Consider the following 25,461-nt stretch of genomic DNA (forward strand, 5'->3'; position numbering starts at 1 on the left):
CGCATGAGCAGTGACGCCTCCATCGCCCCCGACGCCGCCCCCGACGCCGCCCCCGGCCGGGACATCGACGTCCTCGTCCTCGGCGGCGCCGGCGTCGACACCATCGTCTACGTGCCCGAGCTGCCCCTGCCGCTCGCCGACAGCCACATGATCGGCACCGGGATCGTCACCCGCGCCGGCCAGACCGGCGACTTCGTCGCGCTCGGACTGCACCGCCTCGGCCTGCGCATCCACCACCTCGACCTGCTCGGCGCCGACCCCGAGGGCGACCTCGTCCGCGCCCTCCACCGCGAGCACGGCATCGCCCTCACCGACGTGCCCCAGCCCACCGGCACCAAGCGGGCCGTCAACCTCGTCGGCCCCGACGGGCGCCGGCTCTCCCTCTACGACGCCACCCGAGGCAGCGACGCCGACCGGCTGCCGCCCGGCACCGTGCGTGCGCTCGCCGCCCGCAGCCGGCACGCCCACGTCTCGATCACCCAGCCCTGCGCCCACGCCCTGCCCGAGCTCCGCGCCGCCGGCGTCACGATCTCCACCGACCTGCACGACTGGGACGGCCGCGACGCCTACCACGAGCCGTTCGCCCTCGCCGCCGACCTGGTGTTCGTCTCCGCCACCGCGCTCGACGACCCCGAGCGCACCCTGCGCGACCTCCTCGCCCGCGGCCGCGCCTCCATCGCCGTCGCCACCGACGGGGCCGCCGGCGCGTACCTCCTCACCGGCCCCGACGAGCCGCTCGTGCACGTCCCGGCCGTCACCCCGACCGCGCCCGTCGTCGACAGCAACGGCGCGGGCGACGCGTTCGCCGCCGGATTCCTGCACGCCTGGCTGGCCGGCGCCCCCGCCCGTATCTGCGCCCTCCACGGCAGCATCGCCGGCGCCCACGCCTGCACCGTCCCCTCGACCCGCGCCGAGGCCATCGGCCGCGACGCCCTTCTCGCCGAGGCGACCCGACTCGGTGCCGATGTCGGGGCCGATGCCGATGCCGATGCGGCGGACGCTGCCGCCGCCGGTGGTCCGGGGCACGGTGCCCGGCATGTCAGGATCGAGGGATGACAGAGAAGATCATCGCGGCGTGCGACGGCGCCTCCAAGGGCAACCCCGGACCCGCCGCCTGGGCCTGGGTCATCGGGACCGAGGACGGCGAGATCGCCCACTGGGAGGCCGGACCGCTCGGCACGGCCACCAACAACGTGGCCGAACTCACCGCCCTCCTGCGCCTGTTGGAGCGCATCGACCCCGCCGTGCCGGCCGAGGTGCGGATGGACTCGCAGTACGCGATGAAGGCCGTCACCACCTGGCTGCCCGGCTGGCGGCGCAAGGGCTGGAAGACCTCGGCCGGCACCCCCGTCGCCAACAAGGAGCTGGTCGTCCGGATCGACGAACTGCTCACCGACCGGCGCGTGGAGTTCGTCTACACCCCCGCCCACCAGGTCGACGGCGACCCGCTGAACGACGCCGCCGACCGGGCCGCGAGCCACACCGCCCGCAGTCAGCAGCCCGCCGGCTCGGACGAGGGCTCGCCGCTGCCCCCGCCGGAGCCCGGCTCGGCCCGCCCCGCCGCCGCCAAGCGTCCCCGCAAGGCCACCGGCGCCCCCGGTTCGCCGCGCGCCGGTACGCGCTCCGGTGGCTCCGGTACGCGTTCCGGTTCGTCCGCGCCCAGCCTCAAGGCCCGCTTCCCGGGACGCTGCCGCTGCGGCCAGGCGTACGCCAAGGGCGACACCATCACCAAGAACCCCGACGGCTGGGGCCACCCCGCCTGCGCCGAAGCCGCCTCGTAGGCGCTGACCAGGCATTTCACGGGCTCCGGCGACCGCTGCACAGTGCGGTCGCCGGAGCCCTTTCCGGTGCCGGCCGCCAGGCCCCCGGAGGCTCTCGTAAAGCTTCCGAAACCCTCCGCTGGGCCGAATGAGGGATGGGGTGAACCGGACATTCACTCAGCCGTGCGCGCGGGTTCGTGTGGGGTTCTGTTCTCAGGGGCCCCGGGGCTGCATACTGTTCCTCCCGCCACCGATGGCGAACCGTTTCACTTGCCCATTTCCCCTTGGGCAAGGTGGTCGTCACCGGGCCGGGAACCCCTCCCTTGCGTCGCCGCCGCGATCCGGCGTGCGATGACCCCTGCCCGTGAAAGACCCGAGGACCCGTGCCAGTACCTGTAGTCCTTACCGGGCGCACCGTGCGCCTGGAGCCGCTGGCCATGCGCCACGCCGAGGGCATCGCCTGGGCGGGCGCACTGGATCGTGCGGCCTATGCGTACACGTCCGTGCCCCACGGCCTTGATGCCTCCTGCGACTACATCGCCCGCGCTCTCGCCGAACAGGCGCAAGGCCGGGCCCTGCCGTTCGCCCTGGTCGACCCCCATACCGGCCGGGTTCTCGGATCGACCCGCTTCCTGGAACTCGACTACTGGCGCGGGCCGGTGATTTGGCCGCCGGTCACCGGGGTGCCCAACGGCGACCCCCTGACCGCGGTGCCCGACGCCGCCGAGATCGGCAACACCTGGATCTCCAGCGAGGCCCGCGGCACCGGCGTCAACACCGAGGCCAAGTACCTCATGCTGCGGCACGCTTTCGAGACCTGGGGCCTGCGCCGGATCTCCATGCGCGCCGACGCCCGCAACACCCGCTCCCGCGTCGCCATCGAGCGGCTCGGCGCGAGCTGCGAGGGCGTCCGCCGTGCCCACTCGCGCGGCCTGGACGGCGTGGTCCGCGACACCGCGTTCTACTCCATCCTCGACGAGGAGTGGCCGGCCGTCCGCGGCATCATTGAGCTCCGCCTCCCGGGCATGCGCCCGCCGGCGCCGCTCCCGGCGGCGGGCTTCCCGGGCCAGTCCCTGGAACCCGGCGGCGCGGGCGAACTGCTGCCCGCCTGACACCCGGTCCGGCGTTCGGAGGCCGCCACCAGAGGCGGCCACGAACGCCGGACCCGGACTCCCGGCCACGAACGCCGGACCCGGACTCCCGGACCCGGACTCCCGGACCCGGACTCCCGGACCCGGACTCCCCTGACCCGGACTCCCGGACCCGGACTCCCGGACTACACCCGGAGCCGCCCCGGCTGAGCCGCGGCCTGCGGCCCCGGCGGCGGAGCGGCCGGCGGCGACGGGCACAGCACGTCGTCGAGGCCGGCGAGCCGCACCAGGCGCAGGATCATCGGCTGGTCGCAGACGAGCCGCCAGGCCGCGCCCCGCTCCCGGACCCGCTGCGCGCAGCGCACCAGGAGCCCGAGCCCCGACGCGTCGCAGAACGTGACGTGGCGCAGATCGACGGTGAGTGCGGACGCCTCGCGCGCCAGCACGTCGAGTTCGGGCCGGACGCGCTGCACCAGCACCAGGTCGAGCTCTCCGTACAGCTCGGCCGTGGTCAGGCCCTCGCTCGACCGCACGGCGAGATCGGCCTCGCCGGTTCGGATCAGATGCATGGACACGCTCCACTGGATCGGTCCCCGTGCAACGAGGTTCCCGGCACGTCCGGAGGCAGACACGTTTCTCCATGTCCGCCATCACCTGAAGAGGTGAAAACCTCCCTTTCCCGCCCGCGCACCCGCGCCGGCTGCTCGCTCACCGCTTCGGCCCGCTCACCGTTTCGGCGCCGGCGGCACCACAGCGACCGGGCAGTGGGCGTGATGCAGCACGGCGTGCGCGACCGAGCCCATCAGCAGCGTCTCGATCCGGTGCCGGCGGTGCCGACCCACCACCACGAGCCCCGCCTCCAGGGAGTCCTCGACCAGTCGCCCGGCCGGATCGGCGGGCGTGACCGTCGGAATCACCTCGACCTCCGGACGGCGCTCGGTGAACGGCAGCAGCCGCTCCCCCTGCCGCCGGGAAGTGCTCTCCACCAGATCCGGGGTCTCGTCCGGCATCGGCGGCGGCACCTGGAGCGCGGGCGCCGGCGCGCCGATGAGCAGCGCCGGGGACGGCGGCACCGGATACGCGGTCACCACCTCCAGCGGCACCCCGCGCCGCTCCGCCGCCTCGAACGCGAACTCCACGACCTCGTCGGCGGTCTCGTCGGTCTCCAGGCCGAGCAGCACCCGCCCCGCCGCCGCCCCGCTCTCCAGGGACGCGGCCCGCGCCTCGTGCGGCACCACGACCACCGGGCAGGGCGCCGCCGCGGCGAGCGACCGGCTGTTCGAGCCCAGGAGCAGGCTCTTGAAGCCGCCGCGCCCCCGCGACCCGACGACGAGCAGCCGGGCCCGCTCGGCCGCCTCCACCAGGGCGTCCACGACGGAGCCGTCCAGTGAGGCGTACCCCACCTCAAGCCCCTCGGCCCGCGGCCCGACCTCGGCGGCCAGTGCGTCCACGACCGTGTCGGGCAGCTCCGGCGACGGGCCGAGCGAGGCGATCCGGGCGCTCCCCAGCTGCAGCGCCTCCGAGCGCACATGCGCGACGGTCAGCGGGGCGGACAGGCTCCGCGCCTCCTGCAACGCCCACTCCAGGGCCCGCAGACTGTGCTCGGAACCGTCGACCCCCACGACCACAGGCGAATTCTCACTCGTACTCATGTCGTGCACTCATATCGGGATCATTCACCTCGATACGGGTGCCACGCCGAAGCCCGTACGGGAGCCCCCGTACGCACCCCGATGCGCGGGCGGTACGGCAACGGGGGCGCGGGTCCGCCCTCCGCGCCCGCCGCCGTCGGCTCAGCCGTCCCCGCGGCGCCGTCCCCGCGCCGCCGCGACCAGTTCCGGCAGCGAGCCCAGCTTGACCCGAGGCCGGCCGGCCTCCTCGCCGCGGGCTCGTTCCGCCCGCTCGATCGCGGCGAGCCCGCGCGCGTCCACCACGTGCCGGGCCCGGCCCCGGGCGAGCCGGTCGAAGCCGCGGGCGGTGCCGGCCGGCTTCGGCAGCACGCCGGCGACGGCGTCCGCGAGCAGGGTGCCCACGGTCTCCGCCGCGCAGGTGCGGTTGGCGCCGATGCCGCCCGAGGGGCCGCGCTTGATCCAGCCGACCACGTATGTGCCGGGCCGGCCCTCGACCCGGCCGCCGGTGTGCGGCACCGTGCCGGTCGTCTCGTCGAACGGCAGGTCCGCCACCGGCAGTCCGCGGTAGCCGACCGCCCGGAGCACGAGCCCGGCCGGGATCTCCGCCCCGCCGGCCGGGCCCGCCCCGCCCGTGACCCGTACCGCTCCCTCAAGGACCTCCTCCGGCGCCGAGTGGAATCGGAACACGATGCGCCGCTCCCCGCCCGGCGGGCGCGCCCAGTCCACCCGCTCGCGGACCGCGCCCCGCAGCAGCGCCGCCTTGTCCCGGGGCTCGGCCGCCTCGACGGCCGTCCAGACCCGCGGGTCGTGGTCGTCCACGACCAGCCGGACGCCCGGCAGCTGTCCGAGGGCGAGGAGTTCGGGCGCGGTGCACGACAGGTCCTCGGGGCCGCGCCGGGCGAGGAGCACCACCTCGCGCACGGCGGAGGCGCGCAGCGCCGCGAGCGCGTGGTCGGCGATGTCCGTGGCCGCCAGGGTCTCCGGGTCCGCGACCAGGATGCGGGCCACGTCGAGCGCGACGTTCCCGGCGCCCACCACCACGACCCGCTCGGTGCCCGACAGGTCGATCGCGTCCGGGGCGACCTCCGGGTGCGCGTTGTACCAGGCCACGAACGCGGTCGCCGAGACGCTGCCGGTGCGCTCCTCGCCGGGGATGCCGAGCCGCCGGTCGCCGGCCGCGCCGACCGCGTACACGACGGCGTCGTGGTGCGCGGCCAGTTCCTCGTGCGTGACGTCCGTACCGACCTGGACGCCCAGGTACATGCTGACCCGCGGGTGGGTGTGGAAGCGGGCGAAGGTGTCGCCGATCCGCTTGGTCGCCGGGTGGTCGGGCGCCACTCCGTAGCGCACCAGACCGCCCGCGACCGGCAGCCGGTCGATCAGCGTCACCTCGGCGCCGGTGTGCAGGAGCAGGTCCTCGGCGGCGTACATGCCGGCCGGCCCGGTGCCGACGACCGCGACCCGCAGCGGCCCGAAGTCGGACGGCAGGCTGCGCGCGAACGCCGGGGCGCCCCAGGCGTGGAAGACGGGCCCGCCCGCCGGTGCCTCGCGCGGCGCGCGGTCCTCGTAGAAGGCCGCGTTCACGGCCGCGTACGCCTCCTGCCCGGGCCGCAGCGCGTCCGCAGGGAAGATCGCGTCGACCGGGCAGGCGTCGGCGCAGGCACCGCAGTCGATGCAGGACTTCGGGTCGATGTAGAGCATCTCGGTCCGGCCGAAGTCGGGCTCTTCGGGGGTCGGGTGGATGCAGTTGACCGGGCAGACGGCGATGCAGGTCGCGTCGTTGCAGCAGGTCTGGGTGATCGCGTAGGTCATGGCGTCGTCAGCTCGCGGACTCCGGGAGGGGGCGGGGGACTGGTGGCGGGGGGGCGTCAGATGAGGTGGGCGCGCCGGTAGACCGCCACCGCCGGGCGGGTGAGCAGTCCGGCCGAGGCCAGGAACTCCATCAGCCCCGCGCAGCTCGACCGCATCATGGACTTGTAGTGCTCGTTGGCCTTCGCCTCGGCGAGCGCCCGCTCGACGTCGAGCCCGGCCTTCTCGTACACCTCGCGGCTGACCATGCTGGTGACGATGAAGTACGAGGCGATCGAGACCACCAGGGCCTGCGCCCGGCGGCGCAGCCGGCCGGCGCCGCGCAGCCGCGCCCGGGTCTCCTCGCGGGCGAACTTCATGTGCCGGGACTCCTCCACGACATGGATGTTGTTGATGGTCCGTACGAAGGGGACCACGCGCTCGTCGCGCATCCAGTCGCGCTGCATGACGTCGAGCACCTCCTCGGCGACGAGGATCGAGGCGTACGCGGCCTCGCCGACCGCGAGCGTCTTGAAGGCCCGGCCGAGTTCGCGGACGAAGCGGCCCGGGCGGTAGGCGGGGGCGCCGAGCTTGGCCGCGCCGCGTCCGAACATGATCGAGTGCCGGCATTCGTCGGCGATCTCCGTCAGGGCCCACTGGAAGCGCGGGTCCGTCGGGTCCTTGGCGTACATGTCCCGGAGCACCATCTGCTGCAGGATCATCTCGAACCAGATGCCGGTGCTGGCCACGCACGCCGACTCCTGCCGGGTCAGCTCCTTGCGCTGGGCCTCGGTCAGCTCCTGCCAGTAGCGGGTGCCGTAGAGGGTGCTCCACTCCGGGCTCATCCCGTGGAAGTCCTCGTCCAGCGGGGTGTCCCAGTCGACCTCGGTGGCGGGGTCGTAGGACAGCTTCGCGGAGGACTCGAGCAGCCGGCGGGCCGCCTCTCGTTCGGGCTGCCGGGTCTGGTCCGCCGGCTGGACGGTGCTGCTGGCCATGGTGCGGCTCCTTGAGGACCTCGGGGGCGGGAATCGGGCGCCGTTCGCGGGGTGCTTGTTAGACGCGGTGTCTAGCAAGCTGTTGGACGGACCGTATAGCAAGACGGCGCGCACGCCTACCCGTCGGTACGGAATTTCGTTGCCAAGGGGGCGGGGGAGGGAGAGGATGCGGTCATGATCGACACGACCGGCACCGCCGAGGAACGGGCCGCCGTCGCCGCGGCGACGGACGGTGAACTGCGCCTGCACGACCCCGCCGTACGGGCCTCCGCCGACGGCGTCCGGCTCTTCGACCCCGAGTTCGTCGAGGTCGGCGCCTCGGGACGGCGCTGGACGTACGAGGAGATGGTCGCGGCCCTGCCCACCCTGCACGGCGGGGCGGACAGCCCGCGCATCGAGGTCTCCGCCCTGCGCGGGGTGCTCCTCGCCCCGGACCTCGTGCACCTGACGTACGAGAGCGTCATCGCCGGCCGCCGGGCGCGCCGCAGCTCCTTGTGGCGCAAGGGCGCGGGCGACACCGGCTGGCGGCTCTACTACCACCAGGGCACCCCCGTCCCCGAGGGCTGAACAGCCGTGCTTTGATGAGGCGTTCACGCAGATGGGGCGAGTGGGGGAGCGGCGGGACATGCGGGCGACGGACGACGGCGCGGCGCTGACGGAACGGTTCGAACAGGACCGGCCGCATCTGCGCGCGGTCGCCTACCGGATGCTCGGCTCGCTCGCCGAGGCCGACGACGCGCTGCAGGAGGCCTGGCTGCGGGCGAACGAGGCCGGGGTCGCCGGCGTCGAGAACCTCGGCGGCTGGCTCACCACCGTCGTCTCCCGAGTCTGCCTCAACATGCTCAGGTCCCGCGACCGGCGCCGCGAGGACCCCCTCGACGCCCGGCCCGGCGAACCCGGGTCCTGGCGGCCCGGGTACGACCCGGAGGAGGAGGCCGTGACGGCCGACTCCGTCGGCGTCGCCCTGCTCGTCGTCCTCGACACCCTCGCCCCGGCCGAACGGCTCGCCTTCGTCCTGCACGACCTGTTCGCCGTACCCTTCGACGACATCGCGACCCTCCTTGAGCGCACCCCGACCGCCGTGCGCCAGCTCGCCAGCCGCGCCCGCCGCCGGGTCAGGGGCGGCACCGCCCCGGCCGCCGCTAGCCCCGACCTCCTGCGGCGGCGGCGCGTCGTCGAGGCCTTCCTCGCCGCGACCCGCGGCGGCGACCTCGAGGCGCTGGTCGGCCTCCTCCACCCCGACGTCGTCCTGCACGCCGACCGGCTGGTCGTCCCGACCCCCGAACCGATCACCGTCAGCGGCGGCCGCACCGTCGCCCAGGGCGCGCTTGCGGCCATGGGCCGCGCCCGTTTCACCGGCCTCGCCCTCGTCGACGGCGCCTTCGCCCTCGCGATGGCCCCCCAGGGGCGTCTCCGTCTCGTCCTCACTTTCGCGGTGGCGGACGACGGCCTCATCACCGGCATCGAGGTCGTGGCCGAGCCGGACCGCCTCGCGGCGATGGAGCTCACGGTCCCGGCCTGAGGCCCCGGCGGGCGCGGTCCTCGGCGGCAGCGCCGTGCTCGCCCGGGCGGTCACGGACCGCCCGGGCGAGACACCGGCTCGGATGCGGGCCGGGGTGGGGCCTAGGCCGTGTCTTCCGGATCTTGGCCGGGTCCGCGACGCCTGGCACGGCACCTCGCCGCGTTGCCGAAGCGCCCCGATAGCTCCGCTATCGCGACGCTCCGCCGCCTTGCGATGCACCGCACCAGACGCCGCGGCCTATCCGACCCTGATCCGAAAGACACGGCCTAGACCGCGCCGTTGCGCCAGACCGTGAGGTCGAGCGTCACGTAGGTGCTGGGCGAGTCGTCCGGCGAGAAGGCCTTGAGCGTGACCAGGCCCATGTGGCCGGTGCCGGTGATGACGCACATCTGGCGGCCGGGCGACAGCTGGCTGTCGTACACCTTGTTCGTGAAGCGGGTCTCCGCCCGGCACACGTCGAGGGTGCCCTCCTGGCCCGGGTCGAGCAGCACCAGTTTGCCGCCGGTGGCCTCGGCGTCGAGGTGTCCGCCGGTGCTGTAGGACAGTTCGTAGTTGCTGTCCTGGCCCTCCTGCGGCCGGACGACCTCGTCGCCGAGCGTCAGGTGGTACCCGGCGGTGAGGTTGATGTTCTTGTAGTCGACCGGCGTCGGGTCGGCCTTCTGGGACGGCTTTGCGGACGCCGACGAGCCGCCGGAACCGTCGCCCGACGACGAGCCGTTCGACGGCGCACTGCTCGACCCCGCCTTGCCGGTGCTCTGGCCGCCTGCCTTGTTGCCGCCGCTCGCCGAGCTACCGCCCTTGTTGTCGCCCTTCGTGAGGAAGTAGACGGCGCCCGCGCCGCCCCCGCCGAACACGAGCGCGGCGGCCAGCGCCACGATCAGCGTCCGCTTGGCGGTGCTCTTGGGCTTGGCCGGCGGCTGCCCGCCCGGAGCGCCCGGCGTGCCGGGGTACGGCGTCGGGTGTCCCTGCGCGTTCGGGAAGCTGCCCGTGACGGCCGGGTACGAGCCCGTGCCCGGGTACGGGACGGGGGCGGGGCCCGGCGTGGGCGTCGGGGCGGCGCCGGTGTGCGTCGGGGCGTAGGCGTGGCCCGGGTGCGGCGGCGCGGCGGCCGGCCCCTGAGGCGTACCGGGGGGCGCCGGCCGGGGCGGTCGGGGCGTACCCGACGGGCGGCGTCGCGTGGGCCGTCGGCGCGTGGCCCGGGGCCGGGCCGGCCGGCGCGGTGGGCGTGTACCCGGCCGCGGGAACCGCCGGCGCGGCCGTCGGCGGCTGCGGCGGTGCCTGGGGAACCTGGGAGGCCTGGGGCGCCTGCATGGGCTGCGGGGGCGCCTGCACGGGCGCCGGGGTCGCGGCGCGGGCCGTGATGTCGGCGGAGACCGCGCCCGGCAGCCAGTCCTCGGGGCGGCGCAGCACGGTCCCCGCGTTGGCCTCTTGGCACAGCCGGATCACCTCGGCGATCGACGGCCGCTCCTCCGGGTCCTTGGCGAGGCAGCGGGTGACCAGCTGGCTCAGCCGCTCCGGGACCGCGCTCAGATCGGGCTGCTCGTGCACGATCCGGTACAGCACCCCGTGCCCGGTGCCCTCGCCGAACGCGGGCACGCCCGTCGCCGCGTACACGGCGACCTGGCCGAGCGCGAAGACGTCGGTGGCCGGGGTGACCCGGCGGCCGGCCGCCTGCTCGGGGGCCATGAAGGACGGCGTACCGATGGTGACGCCGCTGCCGGTGAGCGAGGTCGCGTCGGCGGCGTGCGCGATGCCGAAGTCGATGACGCGGGGGCCGTCGGAGGCGAGCAGCACGTTCGACGGCTTCAGGTCGCGGTGCACGAGCCCGGCGCCGTGGATCACCTGCAGCGCCTCGGCCATGCCCGCGACGAGCAGCAGCACCGTCTCGTCCGGCATCGCCCCGTGCGCGACGACGGCGTCGGCGAGCGACGGCCCCGGCACGTACGCCGTCGCCAGCCACGGCTTGGTGCCCTCGGCGTCGGCGTCGATGACGGGCGCGGTGAACAGCCCCTGCACGCGCTGCGCGGAGCGCACCTCCTGCGCGAACCGGCGGCGGAACTCGGCGTCCTCGCCGAACTCCGGCCGGATCACCTTGATGGCGACGGGGCGGCCCCCGGGCGTGTACGACAGATACACCTTGCCCATGCCGCCGGCGCCGAGGCGGGCGGCCAGACGGTAACCGGCGACGGTCGTCGGGTCGTCGGCGTCGAGCGGCTGGAAGACCCCCGCGGCGTCGCCGGCGCTGCCCGGCTGCTGACCACTCATCAGTATCTTTCTCCCCGTGCGGAACTGCGGATCCCGGTTTATCGCTCGGCACCCTATCCGTTGTGGCGCGTTCCTGTGACCCCGGAGGGTGACGGCCGGGGGAGGAGAGGGCCTGGAAGGGCTCCGGGGCGGACGAGGGAGCGGCTTTCGGCCGCAGCGTACCCTCTCGGAGACGACCCCGGTGGAGGGGGGAAGCGGGGGCGGAGAAGCACGGGAATGCGGGGGACGGGGGCGTGGTTACACCGCACGAGGCTGGCCCGCCCGAGTCGACCGAGCTCGTCGGCGGCAGCCGGTAAGGAGCAGCACGCATGGCACGCACCACCCAGCGCCCCGTGGTCACCCTCCGGTCCACGGCCGGCACCGGCGTCACCTACGTGACCCGCAAGAACCGCCAGAACGACCCCGACCGCCTGATCCTGCGCAAGTACGACCCCGTCCTCGGCGCCCACGTCGACTTCCGCGAGGAGCGCTGACGCATGAGCCGAGGTCCGGCAGGGACCGGGCCCTGAGTACCAACTCCCCGCACTGGTCTGGACCTTTACTGTCCGCTGCCGTCAAGCTTGGCTCATGGACTTGGAGTTGAGGCACCTCAAGACGATCCGGGCGATCGCCGACGCCGGCAGCCTCACCCGGGCGGCCACCGCGCTCGGGCTCGCGCAGCCCGCGCTCAGCGCGCAGTTGAAGCGGATCGAGCGGGCGCTCGGCGGCGCGCTGTTCGAGCGCGGGCGGGCCGGGGTCCGGGCCACCGCGCTCGGGGACCTGGTGCTCGAACGCGCCCGGGTGGTCCTGCCCGCCGTGTGCGAACTGCAGGAGGAGGCGGTGCGGTTCGCCCGGGAGGGCGCCACTGGACACCGGCTCGGCGGCACCCACGGGCCGCTGCTCGGCGGGCTCGTCGACCGGCTGGCCCGCGGCGGACCGGGCGCGCCCGTCACCACGTACACCTCCTGGTCCGAGCGGGAGATCGCCGGCGGGGTGGCCGCCGGACGGCTCGACTTCGCCCTCGTCGGAGTCTGCGGCGAGAGCAGCCCGCCGGAGGCCGGACGGCTGGCCTGGACGGAGGTCGCCCGCGACCCCGTGCACGTCATGCTCGCCGCCGGCCACCCGCTCGCCCACCGCGCCGAGATCGACCTGGCCGACCTCGCCGACGAGGCCTGGACCGACGTGCCCGGCGACGGCTGCTTCGGCGACTGCTTCGCCGCCGCCTGCGTACGGGCCGGGTTCACCCCGGGCTGCGTCTACGAGACGGACACCGCCTCCTGCGTCCACCTGGTCCAGGTGGGCCGCGCCGTCGGCCTGTGCCGGGCGACCTTCCCCGCCACCCCCGGCCTGGTCACCCGCCCCCTGACCGGCACCCCGCTCATCTGGCGCCATCTCCTCGGCTGGCACCCCGAATCCCGTGCCGCCCGCCGCGCCCCCGACGTCCTCGCCCACGCCCGCGCCGCCCACGCCGACGCCCTGGCGCGCAGCGCGACCCGCGGCCCGACCGGGCCATAACGCGATGGCAGGGGCCGACTGACAACTCCCGTGCGGGCCACGGGATTTCTACGGTTTCGGGAGTTCCCCCACGAAACCGAGGAGATCCGCATGCTCCGACGCTCCGTCCGCGCGGCCGGCACCGTGCTGGCCGCCGCCGGACTGGCGCTGGCCGCGCTCCAGGCCGCCCCCGCCACGGCCCTGACCCCATCCGCCCCCACCGCGAAGACCGCCGCCGACACCCTCGGCGTCTCCGCCGCCCAGCCCGAAGTCCTCGACGCCATGGAGCGCGACCTGGGCCTGAGCCGGCCGCAGGCGCTCAGCAGACTGGCCCATGAGGCGGCGGCCGGGGCGACCGCCGCCCGGGTCCGGCAGGACATCGGCGGCGCGTTCGCCGGTGCATGGGTCGACGGGGCCGAGTCCGCCGCCCTCACCGTGGCCACGACCCGCGCCGCCGACCTGCCCGCGATACGCGCGACCGGGGCGAAGGCCCGTCTGGTGGCGCACAGCCTGACCGATCTGGAGCGCGCCCAGGCCGCGCTCGACCGGGCCGCGACCGCCGACGCGCCGGTCCGTTACGTCGACGTCCGCGCCAACCGGCTCGTCGTCGAGGAGGCCCGGGCCGGCGCCGCCGACCGGCTGCTCGCGGCCACCGGCGTGGCCCGCGACCTGGTCACCGTGGTCCGCGCCGCCGAGGCGCCCCGCCCGCTCTACGACCTGCGCGGCGGCGACGCGTACTACATGGGCGGCGGGCGCTGTTCGGTCGGCTTCCCGGTCACCCGCGGCACCACCCAGGGCTTCGCGACCGCCGGACACTGCGGCCGCGCCGGCACCACCACGACCGGCTTCAACCAGGTCGCCCAGGGCTCCTTCCAGGCCTCGATCTTCCCCGGCAACGACATGGCCTGGGTCGCCGCCAACTCCAGCTGGACCGCCACCCCGTACGTCAAGGGCGCCGGCGGCGCCAACGTCCAGGTCACCGGCTCCGTGCTGCAGCCCGTCGGCGCCTCCGTGTGCCGCTCCGGCTCCACCACCGGCTGGCACTGCGGCACCATCCAGCAGCACAACACCAGCGTCACCTACCAGGAGGGCACCGTCTCCGGCGTCACCCGGACCACGGTCTGCGCCGAGCCCGGCGACTCCGGCGGCTCGTACATCTCCGGCAGCCAGGCCCAGGGCGTCACCTCCGGCGGCTCGGGCAACTGCTCCAGCGGCGGCACCACGTACTTCCAGCCGCTCAACCCGATCCTGCAGAACTACGGCCTGACCCTGAAGACCACCGGCTCCGACCCGGGCCCCGGCGACCCCGGCCCCGGCGACCCCGAGCCGGGCGGCAGCTGGCAGGCGGGCACCGTCTACGCGGCCGGTGACACCGTCACGTACGGCGGCGCGACCTATCGCTGCCTCCAGGGCCACCAGGCCCAGACGGGCTGGGAACCGCCCAACGTCCCGGCGCTCTGGCAGCGCCTCTGAGAAGCGGCGGACGCGCCGCACGGGCGGGCCGCACCACCTTCCGGTGCGGCCCGCCTCAGTCTGCTACGGGTTCGGCGTCTGCCTACGGGTACGGCGTCACCGGCGCCCGTCCGCGGCGAGCAGCACCCGGGCCGCGCGCAGCAGGACGGCGGGGCGGGTGAGGGTGCGCGGGTGCTCGAGCATGTTGACCACCTTGAGGTAGGTGGTGTTGACCTCGGAGTCGAGGACCGACGCCTCCGTGAGCCGGTCGCCCGCCCAGCGCAGCAGCCGGTAGCCGGGCGGATAGGGGCCGGTGACGTGCGGCTGGGCGAGGTCGGCGGTGGTCGACAGCTGCCAGGCCGCGTCGACCACGACCCCCGCGCGCCGGAAGTACCCCCACGCGGGCGTGCCGGGGTCCGCCCCCGCCCCCGAACGAAGGTGCGCGGCCAGGGAATTGGCCTGCAGGGCGGCCAGCGTCAGGCCCTGCCCGTACACCGGGTTGACGCTCGCCAGCGCGTCGCCGACCACGACCAGGCCGCCGGGGAAGCGGTCCAGACGCCCGTAGTCGCGCCGGACGCTCTCCCGGAAGTGGAAGGTCGCCACCTCACCCGCCATCTCGCAGGTGCCGGCGACGGTCCGCAGCGGCTCGATGCCGCGCCGCATCCGGGCGAGGAACTCCTTCGGTTCGGACCCCGGCCGGTACCCGGCGTACCCCGCGAGCACCACCGACCAGCGGTCGCCCTCCACCGCGGCCAGCGCGCCGGGTTCGCAGAGCGTGGGCTGGTAGTCGCTCGCCGGACCGGGCGTGTTGTGGGCGACGACCGTCGTGCCCAGCTCGTCCCCGCGCCGGAATTCGGCGGTCGCGTACCCCAGGTCCACCCGCATCCGCTCGACCGGTGCCTGCGCCCAGCCGGCCTCCGCCAGCCAGTGCCCGAGCCGGCTGGACCGTCCCGTCGCGTCGACCGCGAACTCCGCGTCCAGGACGTCCCCCTCGGCCGTGCGCACCCCGCGCACCCGCCCGCCCTCCAGGACCAGGCCGGCGGCCTGCCCGTGCACCAGGCGTACGCCGGGGAGCGCGCCGACCCGCCGGCGCACCGCCGCCTCCAGGAACGGACGGGTGACCCCGAGCATCCGCCGCCCCTCGGCCGGCGCCTTCAGCCTGCCGTCCACGTAGAACCGCACGTCGTCGCCCTCGCCGAGGCACGCGCCGGCCGCGACCAGCTCGGCCGTCAGCCCCGGGAACCAGCGCTCCAGCTGCGCGTGACCCATGGCAAGCAGCGCGTGCAGCTGCCGACGGTGCGGCGCGCGCCGGCCCGTCCCGTCCGCGCCGATCCCGTCGGCCTCCAGGACGATCACCTCGTCGGCCCACTCGCTCAGCACGCGCGCCGCGAACAGCCCCGCGTAACTGCCGCCCATGACCACGGCCCGCTTCACACAACCCCCTGATGCTTACGGCACCGCCTGGTCCGGCGCCCCCGTCGCGACCCTACCGGCCCGCGCGGATGGGCCCCTGATCCGGTCCGCGGTCAGGTCCGCGGTCAGGTTGGCGATCAGCTCCGCTCGGCGAACGAGGCCTCGAGCGCGGCGAGATGGCGGGCCTCGGCCTCCTTGCGGACCGCCCTGAACCGGTGGTCGACGAGCAGGACCGGGAGCAGCCAGAGGTAGCCCCAGAAGCTGAAGGAGTCCACCACACCCGTCTGCCGGAGCACGGCGTTGGTGACCAGACAGAGCGCCACCGAGACCACCCACGCCGCCGAACGGTGACGCCCGAGGAAGCGCACCGGCGCGTTCCACGGCCCGGCGAGCGCCTCGACGGTCGCCGCCCGTACCAGGGCGTCCCGGTCGGTGGGGTCGACGGGCGCCGTCGCACCGCCCCGGGACAGGTCCTCGCCGAGCGTACGGGCCTGTGCCTCGGTGGCGCGCCGCCGGTCGTCGGTCTCCGCCGCGCGCGCCGCCGTACGCATCCTGATGTCGTCCCAGTAGCCGCGCCGGGTCCAGCGTTCGACGGCCTCGACCCGGCCGGCCTCGGCCGAGTCGGGCGCGAGCTCCTTGAGCCGCCGGGTCAGCCCGGCGGCGCGGCCGGCCCGCCCGGGCCGGTCGAAGCCGTCGGCGCGCAGACAGAGTTCCGCGTAGCCGGCCAGCAGCCCGAGGTGGTCCGGATCGAGCGCGAGCCCGGTCCGGAACGTCCGCTCGGCCTCGTCGTCGTGGTCGTCCTCGTCCTCGGCGACATGCCCGAGCGCCAGCCAGCAGTACAGATCGGGGTGGGGCCCGAGCTCCTCGATCCCCTCCCGGGCGGCGCGCCGGACGTCCGCGTGGCCTCCTGCGACGAACAGCTGCTCGCAGCGGTCCTGCCAGTCGTCGAGCGTGCTCATGAGATTCCCCTCCCTGGATTCCCCCTCCCTTGCCGTCCCCGGGGTGTCTCCTGGGGCCGTCTCCGGGGTCGGCCCAGTGTGCGGTGGACGAAAGCGCAGGTCAAGCGGGTTCCGGGACTGCCGCGCAGGTCTTGGGCGCGGTGCGGTGACGGTGTTTCAACTCCCTTTGCCGTCCTTCCTCTTGCGGCGCGCCACGGCGCCCCATACGCTCCAGCCTCAAGTTAGGAAGCTTTCCTAACTGTTCTTGGTCAGGAATCCGTCCACCTGAACACGGGACCACCCCGAGAAAGTGGAGCCACATGCCCCCCACCATCAACGCCCTCCGACGCCACCGCACCGCCGCCCTCGTCGCCGCCGCGGCGACCGGCCTCCTGCTGCCCGCCCTGTCCGGGCTCCTGCCGTCCGCCAGCGCCGCGACCGGGAACCTCGCGCAGGGCAAGTCGGTCACCACCTCGTCGAACGAGACCAGTTCGCTCACCGGCACCAAGGCGGTCGACGGCTCCACCACCACCCGCTGGGCCAGCGCCGAGGGCGTGGACAACCAGTGGATACGGATCGACCTCGGCGCCGGCACCGCCGTCAAGCGGGTCGTCCTCAAGTGGGAGGCCGCCTACGCCAAGGCGTACCGCGTCGAGCTCTCCGACGACGGCTCCACCTGGCGCCAGGTGTACGCCACCACCACCGGCGACGGCGGCACCGACGACCTCGCCGTCGACGGCACCGGACGCTACCTCCGCGTCTTCGGCACCCAGCGCGCCACCCCGTACGGCTACTCCCTCTGGGAGGTCGAGGCCTACGGCACCGGCTCGACCACCCCGCCCCCGACGACCGGCACCAACCTCGACGACCCGCGGAAGAAGGAGATCGCCATGAAGCTGGTCTCCTCCTTCGAGAACTCCTCCCTCGACTGGCGCGCCCAGTTCGCCTACATCGAGGACATCGACGACGGCCGCGGCTACACCGCCGGCATCATCGGCTTCTGCTCCGGCACCGGCGACATGCTCGACCTCGTCGAGCGCTACACCGCGAAGAAGCCGAGCAACCCGCTCGCCCCCTACCTGCCCGCACTGCGCAAGGTGAACGGCACCGACTCCCACGAGGGCCTCGACCCCGGCTTCACCTCCGCCTGGCGCCAGGCCGCCCAGGACTCCGTCTTCACCCAGACCCAGGAGGAGGAGCGCGACCGGGTCTACTTCAACCCCGCCGTCTCCCAGGCGAAGTCCGACGGCCTGCGCGCGCTGGGCCAGTTCGCCTACTACGACGCCGCCGTCATGCACGGCGAGGACGGCTTCCGCTCGATCCGCGCGGTCGCGATGTCCCGGGCGACGCCGCCCTCGCGCGGCGGCAACGAGAAGACGTACCTGAACGCCTTCCTCGACGCCCGTGAGGAGGAGATGCGCAAGGAGGAGGCACACAGCGACACCACGCGCGTCAGCACCGCCCAGCGCCGCTTCCTCAACGAGAACAACTTCGACCTCAACACCCCGCTGTACTGGAGCGTCTACGGAGACCCGTTCTCCATCACCAGCTGAACCGGTCCCGGTCCGGGCGCCGTCCCCGCGCGAGCTCGCTCAGCGCTCGCGCCGGGTCAGCCGGAGGCGGGCGCGCCACCGGCCGCCCGGGCCGCCCGGACCGTCCGGCGAGGGCAGCGGGGTCTTGCGGCGGGCCTCGGCCGTGATCTCCTGGTACGCCTCGTAGGAGGTGATCCGGTACGCCTCCTCCCAGGCGGCAAGCGCCGCGCGGGCGCCGCCGCCCGCCGTGCCGCGCCGCCGCACCCAGACGGCCAGCCACGCACAGCCGCCGAGCACCGCGAGCAGGCCGCCGAAGATCGCCACGAGAGGAAGCACCGCACCCATGCGCCCGAGGCTAAGGCATGGTCCCGGCCCATGGTCCCGCCGTCAGCGCCAGGCCGGGTGGCCCTCCGGCAGGGTGCCGGTCGTGAGGCGGCGCTCGCCGGTGCCGTCGGCGCGCACGGCGTAGATCGCGGGCGTCGCGTACGGGCCGCGGACGAAGGCCACCCACCGGCCGTCGGCCGACCAGGCCGGGTCCATCTCGTGGGCGGACGTCGTCACCAGCGGGCGGTCGCCGGTGCCGTCGACGGAGACCAGCCGGATGTCGCCCTTCGCCGGGCTCCGGTCCGTGCCCGCGGTGTACGCGAAGGTCTTGCCGTCCGGCGACCAGACCGGGTCCACGGCGGTGTGCGGCAGCCGGGTCACCTGGCGCGGCTCGCTCTCCGGGGCGGACGGGTCGACGAGATGGATCTGCATGTTGCCGGGGCCCGCCTCCAGACAGATCGCGATGGAGCGGCCGTCGGGGGACCAGGCCGGGTCCTCGACACGGGTGGCGCTGTGGGTGAGCCGGCGGACCGAGCGGTCCGCGACCGTCACCTCGTAGAGCTGCTGCACACCGTCCGACACGCGCAGCACCGCGAGCCGGGTGCCGTCCGGCGACCACGACACCCGGCCGCCGGCGATCGAGGTGATCCGGCGCGCGCCGGAGCCGTCGGCCTTCGCCGTCCACACCGCGGTGCCCTCGGAGTTGCGGCGCGTGAAGGCGAACGAGGCCCGGTCCGGCGCCCACTGGGGCAGCATGTCGCAGTCCCCGGGACCGGACGAGTCGGCAAGCAGCCGCCGCGGCGTGTCCGTCGCCGCCGGACGTTCGGCGATCACCCCGTGGCATTTCCCGGGCCAGCCCGGCGCGGTGTCCTGTCGCACCAGCAGCGGGGCCGTCGGCAGCGCGGCGGGGGAGGGAGTGGAGGAGCCGGCGGACGCCTTGCCGCCCCCGCCGTTGTTGCCTTCGGCCCGGTGACGATCCCAGGGCTGCCAGACCACCACGCCCGCGACGACGGCCGCGCACACGACGAGCGCGGCGGCAAGCGCGACCCCGCGCCTCCGCCCCGTACCGGTACCCGGATCCGTGTCCGCGGTCGTATCCGTGTCCAAGGGCCGTGTCGGGTGCTCCGGCTCGGGGGCCGGCTCAGGGACTGGTTGAGGTTCGGGTTCCGGCTCAGGCAGTTGCGTGGGAGTCGTCTCCGGTTGCGGTACCGGCACCGGCTCCGGTTCCGTAACCAGCACCGGCTCCGGCGTGACCTCCGTGGTGGCGGCGGCCACGGTGGCCGGCACCTGAGGAACCTGCGGCACCGTCGCCAGGAGCAGCGTCGCCGCGTCCGGGAGCCAGCCCTCGTCGGCGGGGTGGTGGACCGTCAGGGAGTCGATGAAGGCGGTGGGCGTCGGCCGCCGCGCCGGGTCCTTCGCCAGGCAGGCGCCGACCGGGCCGCGCAGCGCGGCGGGGACGGCGGACAGATCGGGTTCCTCGTGCACCACGCGGTAGAGCCACGCCGCCGAGGAGGCGGCCTCGCCGAACGGGGAGCCGCCCGCCGCCTGGCACAGCACCACCCCCAGCGCGAACATGTCCACGGCCGGGGTGATCGCCCCGCCCGTCAGCTGCTCCGGCGCGAGATAGCCGGGCGTGCCGACCTGGAGCCCGGTGCGGGTGAGCGCGGTCGAGCCGTCCAGGGCCCGCGCGATGCCGAAGTCGATGACCCGGGGGCCGTCCTCGGCGACCACGATGTTCGCCGGTTTGAGGTCCCGGTGCACCACCCCGGCCCGGTGGATCGCCTCCAGGGCCTCCGCGAGCCCGGCGGCGAGCACGCTCAGGGTGTCCTCGGGCAGCGCCCCGACGTGATCGATGACCGTGCGCAGGGTCGGCCCCGGCACGTACGCGGTCACCAGCCAGGCCGGCCGCCCCTCGGGGTCCGCGTCGACCACCGGCGCGGTGTGGAAGCCGCCGACCCGCCGCGCCGCCGCGACCTCCTGCGCGAACCTGCGCAGAAACTCGGGGTCGGTGCCCAGCTCCGGACGTACGACCTTCACGGCCACGGCCCGGCCGGACCGGGAGCGGCCGAGATAGACCACCCCCATGCCGCCCTGTCCGAGCCGCCCGACCAACCGGTACCGGCCGTCCCCGACCGATTCCGGATCCCCCGCCTCCAGCGGTCTCATGGTGCCCCCTCGCCGTACGAACCGTGCAGGGTTCTCCTACCAGGCGCGCGGGGCTCAGGTCGAGTCCGCGCCGCCCGGTCGTGGGGGACGGCGGAGCGCCCTCCACGGTTCCCCGCCACGGTTCGTGGCCAGGGTTCCCGGCCCCGGAACGGGCCTCAGGCCAGGTCGTGCTCCTCCCAGGTCTCCTCGTCCGGGTCGTAGTCCGTACGCGCGGACTCCCAGGTGGCGGCGGCCAGCTCGACGCCCGGCACGGAGCCGAGGAGGGCGACCGGGTCGATGAAGTGGGCCAGGGAGCCGGACGGGTCGATGCCGATGGCCTCGATGGCCTCGGCGCGCTCCGCGTCCTCCAGGTAGGCGTCGTCCCGGACCTGGTCGAGCGCGGCGGCCTTGAGCGCCTCCTCGTCGGTGATCTCGGCGATGAGCTCGATGGTGACGCGCACGTGACGAGAGGGAGCGGAAGCGGAAGCGGAAGAGGGGTCGAAAGTGGTCATCACGGCAGCTTAGGCGACATTCGGCGGCGCGGTGTCCGGGGCCTCCGGCAGCGGCCGCGCGACGACGGCCTGCGGCGTCTCCTGATGCCCGCCCGAGGCGAGCATCCGCACCTCGTCGCGGTCGCTGATCTCGGCCCGGATGATCCCGGTCGGGTCCGTGTAGACCGGATGGCCTCCGGGGCCCGCCGCCGGGGTCCGCTCGACGACCACGACGTCACGGGCCTCGCCCGCGCCGTCGGAGAACACCAGCTCGTACCTGCGTGCGCTCACCCGCCCCATTTTACGGCTCCGGCCCGATCCCGCCCGATCCCGCCCGATCATCCCGCCCTTCCGGCCGCCCCGGGCTGCGCGGGGGCCGGAGGGGGGTTCAGGAAACGCCCGGGCCCGCGCTGAGCACCTCGTCCGTCACCGCGTCCACCAGGGCCGCCAGGGCCACGCCGAGGGCCCGCACGCCGGGCCCGGCCGGACCGCCCGGCTCGGTCATGTAGCCGTCGCGGCGGATCTCCACCATCAGCGCCGAGACCCGCGGATCCCGCCCGTAGTGCGCGAGCGGCACGTACGTCCCGGCGAACGGACTGTCCGTGCCCATGCCGCCGAACCCGGCGAACGCCCGCCGCGCCGCCGACAGCAGCGCCGGCGGGGTGTGGAAGGCGTCCGTGCCGAGGCACACCGGCGGCCGGGGCCCGTCCCCGTGCAGTTCGTACGGGAGCGCGGCCGTCGGGTACGAGTGCACGTCCACGATCACCGCGCGGCCGGTCGCCGCGAGCCGCGCGTCCACGGCCCGGGTCACGGCGTCCGCGTACGGCTCGAAGTACCGCCCGAGCAGCGGCGCCGGGTCGAAGCCGGCCGGGCGCAGCTCGGCGCGGTGCGTGGTGCGCGTGTACACCGCGCCCATCCCGGCGGCCAGCATCTCCTCGCGCTCGTCGGGGAACCGCTCGGGGTCGACGACGAGCCGCGACAGCCGGTTGACGAACCGCCAGGGCGCCGTGCCCGCCGACGCGGCGGCCACGGCCGCGATCTCCTCGGTGTGGGAGTCCGTGATGTGGTCGAGCTCGCGCTCCAACTCGGCGTCCCCGAGCACGATCCCGGCCCGCACCTCCGGCGGCACCACGCGCGAGGAGTGCGGCACGTGCAGCAGCACCGGGGAGTCCGGCGCGCCGGCGAGCAGCACATGGGCCGGGCCCTCGGGGCCCTCGGGGCCTTCGGGAGTGGTGTCGGCGGTCATCGGGACGGACTCCTCGGTGGTGGGTCGTGGGTCGTAGGTCGTGTGCGTGGCAGGGGCCGAACCCGCGGGCCCTACGGCAGCGCGGCGCCGCGGGCCGTGATCCACAGCCGGTACCACTCGTCGTGGTCCAGGCCGGGTTCGGCGAGGGCGGCGTCGCGGCAGGCGCGGATCCGGCCGGGGCTGGTGGTGCCGATCACCGGGACGATCCGGGCCGGGTGGCGCCGCAGCCACCACAGCACGATCGTCTCGGGTGTGGTGTCCTTGGCCGCGGCGAGCTCGGCGACGAGCTTGGCGGTGGCGTGCTCCTCCGGCGTCTCCTGACGCCCCGTGAAACGGCCCTGCGCCAGCGGTGCCCACGCCTGCAGCGCGATCCCGTGGCGCAGACAGTGCTCGACCGTGCCGGCCGGGAAGCCGACGCCGGCCGCGGCGGGCGTGTTCACGAGCACGCCGTCCTCCAGCCAGTCGCGCCGCAGCAGGCTCATCTCCAGCTGGTTCGCCACCAGCCGGAGGCCCGAGCCGAGCCCGTCCAGGGCGTCCTGGATCCGGGCGATCTGCGCCGCGTTCATGTTGGAGACGCCGAACCGGCGCACCAGGCCCTGCCGGTGCAGTGACTCCAGGGCCGCGGCGATCTCGGCGGGCTCGGCGAGCGGGTCGGGCCGGTGGAGCAGGAGCAGGTCGAGGGCGTCGGTGCGCAGCCGGGCCAGGGACTCCTCGACCCGGCGGACGATGCTCGGCCCGCGCAGGTCGTACAGGCCGGGCCGGTCGCCGTCCGCGAGCCGGATGCCGCACTTGGACTGGAGCGTGATCCGCTCGCGCAGCCCCGGCGTACGGGCGAGCACCTCGCCGAACACCGCCTCCGCCTTGCCGCGGCGGTAGATGTCGGCGTGGTCGAAGGCGGTGATCCCGCTCTCCAGGGCCGCCCGGATCACGGCCTCGGCCGCGTCCACGTCGGCGGGGGAGTACCCCTCGCCGTCCCAGTCGCCGCCCAGGCCCATGCAGCCGAGCAGCACCCGGCCGCCGTCCGTGTCCCTGGCCACGTCCACGTCCTTGGCCACGTCCGCATCCTTGGCCACATCCGCGTCCTTGGCCACGTCCACGTCCTGGGCTCCCCGGTGGTCGTTCGTCTCGGTCGAGGTCACGCCCTCACCCTCCCACAGGCCGTCGGCCGGCCGGCCGACGGAATCCACTCGGAATCCACTCGGCGAAGATCTCCGGGAGCCGCTCCAGGTCCCGGTCGGTCACGGTCACCAGCCGGATCCCGGACACCCGCGCCAACTCCGCCTTCCGCCGCGCCTTCTCGGCGTACGTCTCCTGCCCCAGCAGACCCAGCGCCTCGACGTACGTGCCGTCCGCGAGCAGCCAGTCCGCGCGCAGGCCCGTCGTGTTCAGCTCCTCGTGCCGCGGGTAGTGCGGTTCGGGCTCGTGCGGCACCCGGTGGTGATGGAAGAAGTCGTCGACGTGCCGCTCGAACAGCGACCGGCACAGATGCCCGTCGCTCGCCACACTCACCGTGCCCCGTCCCTGCCGCACCCCGCCGTCCAGCACGCCCGCCAGGCGGAGCCAGTCGCTCCAGCCGCGGGTCGGCCGCGCCGGGCGCGCGGTCGTGAGGCGCGCGAACGGCCGCGGCACCAGGAACCGGCACAGCATCGCCTCGTCGGCGAGCCGCGGCTCGGTGACCGTGACCCGGCCCAGCTGGGCGAGCGACGGCGGCCCGGAGAACTCCAGCTCCGCCAGCCGGCGCACCGCGTGGATCACCGCGTCCGTCCACGGCCCGTCCGTGTCGTTGTCCCTGATCACCCCGCGCTGCGCCAGCCGGCAGCAGCCGAAGCAGTACGCGAGCCCCGTCGCCGTCTCCAGGGCCGGGGCGGCGCACAGCCGGCATGGCGCGGTACGGCGTGGCGCGGCGAGCGCCCCGAACATCGCGGTCAGTTCGCGCACGTAGTACGAGTTGTCGGCGCCGGCCGTCGCAGGTGGGCGCTCACCGGGGGACACCGTCCGCGCGTTCAGCCACGGCCGGTGCCGGGCCGGGACCAGCGCGAGGGCGCTCGCCGTCAGCCGGGCCGGGCTGCGCAGCGGCCCCGCCTGGGTGGCCGGGGACCCGGCGCGCCGGTTGTGCTCCCGGGTGTCGGCGTCGGGCGCCCGGCGGACCACGCTCCGGGGCTCCGCCCCGTGCCGGCGGACGAGCGCCGCCATCGGCTCGGCGTACGCGTCGGCGTACACGGTCAGCGTGCCCGAACCCGGGTCGTACGTGCCCGCCTCCGGCAGATCGCGGCGCGCGACTCCGTCCATGACCACCCGCAGCGACCACACCGGGCCGCCGGGTCCGCCGCTGCCGACGACGACGGTCGCGTCCGGGAACCCGTCGGTGTCCGGCGCCTCGGGCGGGCGCACCCCGTGCCGGCGCAGCGCCGCCACCGCTTCGGGCCGTACCCGCTCGTCGAGCAGCGTCAGCGGCCCGTCCGGCAGATGGAACTCGCCCGCCGTGAGCCCCGCCCGGTCCACGACGAGCACCGACTCCCGCCCGTGCACGGTCCGGCTGACCGCGCGCAGCCCGGCGAAGTCGTGCGGCAGCGCCCGATAACGGGCCCAGGCCGCGACCCGCCGCTCGGCCTCCGGGTCGTGGGGGAGCGGTGCGGGGGCGGGTCCCGGTGCGGCGTCGGCGGACTCGTGCTCGGGCTCGGGCCGGGCGTCCGGCAACCCGGCGGGGTCGAAGGCGTCGACCAGCGCGCGCAGCTCGTCCCGGTCGGGCAGGTTGAGCCGTACGGCCCCGATCCAGTGCCCCGCCGCGATCTGCTCGGCGAGCGTGAACGGCCGGTCCCGGCCCGGCGCCCCGTCCCCGTCCGGGTCGAACTCCTGCCGGTCCGCCGCCTCTTCCGGATCGACCGGCTCCAGCTCGATCCACCCGTGACAGCCGATCGGCACGGGCGAGGCCTCGGCAAGCCGGTGGATGTCCGCGCCCTGGAAGTGCAGAAAGCTGTCGTACGCGTACCCCAGGTGCCGCGCGTGCGCCGAACCGCCGTCCACCGGCAACGCGGTGATCGACACGGCGCGCGGGTTGTACGTGTTGTCGGGTCGCGGCACGAGCCCCACGACCACCGGCACGAGCCGCGTACACCGTGCCCCGCGCGGCGCCCGCTCCACGGCGCCGGCTCCGCCGAGGCGCGACAGCACGAAGGCACGCAGCGCGGGAACGGAGTCGTCGAACACGGCGAACGAGACGGACACCTTGGCGTCGCCCGGCGGAACCACCACCAGGCCCAGATCCGGTCGGTGACTGATCGGCTCGCCCGTACGCATGTGCGGATTATGTCAGTGGCGCATGCCCCATCCGGAAGCCCTCCTCCGTTCTCCTCCGTCCTTCCGCGGATGCGCCCCGCCGCCGACCGGCGCCTGCT

General features: G+C 74.9%; 22 protein-coding genes and 1 pseudogene. 9 read left to right on the forward strand and 14 right to left on the reverse strand.

Translation table 11 applies throughout. The features are described 5' to 3' along the window. Positions 1 to 3: 3 nt before the first annotated feature. From JAO84_RS35150 to JAO84_RS35160, 3 genes are all read left to right on the forward strand, one after another. Positions 4 to 1,056, forward strand: coding sequence for an adenosine kinase (locus JAO84_RS35150; RefSeq protein ID WP_370416500.1), 1,053 nt, complete (start codon positions 4 to 6; stop codon positions 1,054 to 1,056). Then, entirely contained in the window at positions 1,053 to 1,781 is a 729-nt protein-coding gene (locus tag JAO84_RS35155) for a ribonuclease H (RefSeq protein ID WP_370416501.1), read from the forward strand. Before JAO84_RS35150 ends, JAO84_RS35155 begins: the two co-directional genes overlap by 4 nt. Before the next feature lie 362 nt (positions 1,782 to 2,143). Continuing rightward, the gene (locus tag JAO84_RS35160) at positions 2,144 to 2,872 is read left to right on the forward strand and encodes a GNAT family N-acetyltransferase (RefSeq protein WP_265869170.1); all 729 of its coding nucleotides are present in this window, start codon (positions 2,144 to 2,146) and stop codon (positions 2,870 to 2,872) included. 164 nt (positions 2,873 to 3,036) lie between these two features. Here the strand turns inward: JAO84_RS35160 and JAO84_RS35165 are convergent, their stop codons facing one another. The 4 genes from JAO84_RS35165 to JAO84_RS35180 form a co-directional block, all read right to left on the reverse strand. Next, positions 3,037 to 3,420: an STAS domain-containing protein gene (locus JAO84_RS35165; RefSeq protein WP_370416502.1), complete on the reverse strand. Its 384-nt coding sequence runs from the start codon at positions 3,418 to 3,420 to the stop codon at positions 3,037 to 3,039. A gap of 156 nt (positions 3,421 to 3,576) precedes the next feature. Continuing rightward, the gene (locus JAO84_RS35170; RefSeq protein WP_370416503.1) at positions 3,577 to 4,473 is read right to left on the reverse strand and encodes a universal stress protein; all 897 of its coding nucleotides are present in this window, start codon (positions 4,471 to 4,473) and stop codon (positions 3,577 to 3,579) included. A 171-nt stretch (positions 4,474 to 4,644) separates the two neighbouring features. After that, the gene (locus JAO84_RS35175; protein WP_370416504.1) at positions 4,645 to 6,294 is read right to left on the reverse strand and encodes an FAD-dependent oxidoreductase; all 1,650 of its coding nucleotides are present in this window, start codon (positions 6,292 to 6,294) and stop codon (positions 4,645 to 4,647) included. 56 nt (positions 6,295 to 6,350) lie between these two features. Beyond that, positions 6,351 to 7,265: a diiron oxygenase gene (locus JAO84_RS35180; protein WP_265869165.1), complete on the reverse strand. Its 915-nt coding sequence runs from the start codon at positions 7,263 to 7,265 to the stop codon at positions 6,351 to 6,353. A gap of 174 nt (positions 7,266 to 7,439) precedes the next feature. On the opposite strand from JAO84_RS35180, the gene JAO84_RS35185 reads away from it, so the two are divergent. After that, positions 7,440 to 7,832 carry a DUF4440 domain-containing protein gene (locus tag JAO84_RS35185; protein WP_370416505.1) on the forward strand — a complete coding sequence of 131 codons (393 nt, stop codon included), beginning with the start codon at positions 7,440 to 7,442 and terminating at the stop codon, positions 7,830 to 7,832. Between the two features lie 58 nt (positions 7,833 to 7,890). Beyond that, positions 7,891 to 8,787: a sigma-70 family RNA polymerase sigma factor gene (locus JAO84_RS35190; protein ID WP_370416506.1), complete on the forward strand. Its 897-nt coding sequence runs from the start codon at positions 7,891 to 7,893 to the stop codon at positions 8,785 to 8,787. 266 nt (positions 8,788 to 9,053) lie between these two features. Here JAO84_RS35190 and JAO84_RS35195 read toward each other — a convergent pair. Further along, positions 9,054 to 11,052: pseudogene (locus JAO84_RS35195) on the reverse strand (serine/threonine-protein kinase). Between the two features lie 308 nt (positions 11,053 to 11,360). Here JAO84_RS35195 and rpmG point away from each other — a divergent pair. The 3 genes from rpmG to JAO84_RS35210 all read left to right on the forward strand — a co-directional run bounded on the left by rpmG (position 11,361) and on the right by JAO84_RS35210 (position 13,998). Next, positions 11,361 to 11,525, forward strand: coding sequence for a 50S ribosomal protein L33 (gene rpmG, locus JAO84_RS35200; RefSeq protein ID WP_265867302.1), 165 nt, complete (start codon positions 11,361 to 11,363; stop codon positions 11,523 to 11,525). A 94-nt stretch (positions 11,526 to 11,619) separates the two neighbouring features. Continuing rightward, a complete protein-coding gene (locus tag JAO84_RS35205; protein ID WP_370416507.1) occupies positions 11,620 to 12,546 on the forward strand; it encodes a LysR substrate-binding domain-containing protein in 927 nt (308 codons plus the stop codon). A 90-nt stretch (positions 12,547 to 12,636) separates the two neighbouring features. After that, a complete protein-coding gene (locus JAO84_RS35210) occupies positions 12,637 to 13,998 on the forward strand; it encodes a carbohydrate-binding protein (RefSeq protein WP_370416508.1) in 1,362 nt (453 codons plus the stop codon). Positions 13,999 to 14,094: 96 nt separating this feature from the next. Here the strand turns inward: JAO84_RS35210 and JAO84_RS35215 are convergent, their stop codons facing one another. Then, positions 14,095 to 15,411: an NAD(P)/FAD-dependent oxidoreductase gene (locus JAO84_RS35215; protein ID WP_370416509.1), complete on the reverse strand. Its 1,317-nt coding sequence runs from the start codon at positions 15,409 to 15,411 to the stop codon at positions 14,095 to 14,097. Positions 15,412 to 15,527: 116 nt separating this feature from the next. Further along, entirely contained in the window at positions 15,528 to 16,349 is an 822-nt protein-coding gene (locus JAO84_RS35220; RefSeq protein ID WP_370416510.1) for a hypothetical protein, read from the reverse strand. Positions 16,350 to 16,648: 299 nt separating this feature from the next. Here JAO84_RS35220 and JAO84_RS35225 point away from each other — a divergent pair, with 299 nt between their 5' ends. Further along, positions 16,649 to 17,881 carry a chitosanase gene (locus JAO84_RS35225; protein WP_370416511.1) on the forward strand — a complete coding sequence of 411 codons (1,233 nt, stop codon included), beginning with the start codon at positions 16,649 to 16,651 and terminating at the stop codon, positions 17,879 to 17,881. Positions 17,882 to 17,920: 39 nt separating this feature from the next. Here the strand turns inward: JAO84_RS35225 and JAO84_RS35230 are convergent, their stop codons facing one another. The 7 genes from JAO84_RS35230 to JAO84_RS35260 form a co-directional block, all read right to left on the reverse strand. Beyond that, the gene (locus tag JAO84_RS35230) at positions 17,921 to 18,205 is read right to left on the reverse strand and encodes a hypothetical protein (RefSeq protein ID WP_370416512.1); all 285 of its coding nucleotides are present in this window, start codon (positions 18,203 to 18,205) and stop codon (positions 17,921 to 17,923) included. 42 nt (positions 18,206 to 18,247) lie between these two features. Further along, positions 18,248 to 20,350 carry a protein kinase gene (locus JAO84_RS35235; protein ID WP_370416513.1) on the reverse strand — a complete coding sequence of 701 codons (2,103 nt, stop codon included), beginning with the start codon at positions 20,348 to 20,350 and terminating at the stop codon, positions 18,248 to 18,250. 155 nt (positions 20,351 to 20,505) lie between these two features. Beyond that, positions 20,506 to 20,790, reverse strand: a complete 285-nt coding sequence (locus JAO84_RS35240; RefSeq protein ID WP_265867294.1) for a hypothetical protein — start codon at positions 20,788 to 20,790, stop codon at positions 20,506 to 20,508. 60 nt (positions 20,791 to 20,850) lie between these two features. Next, entirely contained in the window at positions 20,851 to 21,120 is a 270-nt protein-coding gene (locus JAO84_RS35245) for a DUF6296 family protein (protein ID WP_265867293.1), read from the reverse strand. A gap of 88 nt (positions 21,121 to 21,208) precedes the next feature. Continuing rightward, entirely contained in the window at positions 21,209 to 22,066 is an 858-nt protein-coding gene (locus JAO84_RS35250; protein WP_370416514.1) for an N-formylglutamate amidohydrolase, read from the reverse strand. A 71-nt stretch (positions 22,067 to 22,137) separates the two neighbouring features. Further along, positions 22,138 to 23,061, reverse strand: a complete 924-nt coding sequence (locus tag JAO84_RS35255; RefSeq protein WP_370416950.1) for an aldo/keto reductase family oxidoreductase — start codon at positions 23,059 to 23,061, stop codon at positions 22,138 to 22,140. A 148-nt stretch (positions 23,062 to 23,209) separates the two neighbouring features. Further along, positions 23,210 to 25,363, reverse strand: a complete 2,154-nt coding sequence (locus JAO84_RS35260; protein ID WP_370416515.1) for a hypothetical protein — start codon at positions 25,361 to 25,363, stop codon at positions 23,210 to 23,212. Positions 25,364 to 25,461 lie beyond the last annotated feature (98 nt).

It is taken from the genome of Streptomyces fradiae (genome assembly GCF_041270065.1).
Taxonomy (GTDB): domain Bacteria; phylum Actinomycetota; class Actinomycetes; order Streptomycetales; family Streptomycetaceae; genus Streptomyces.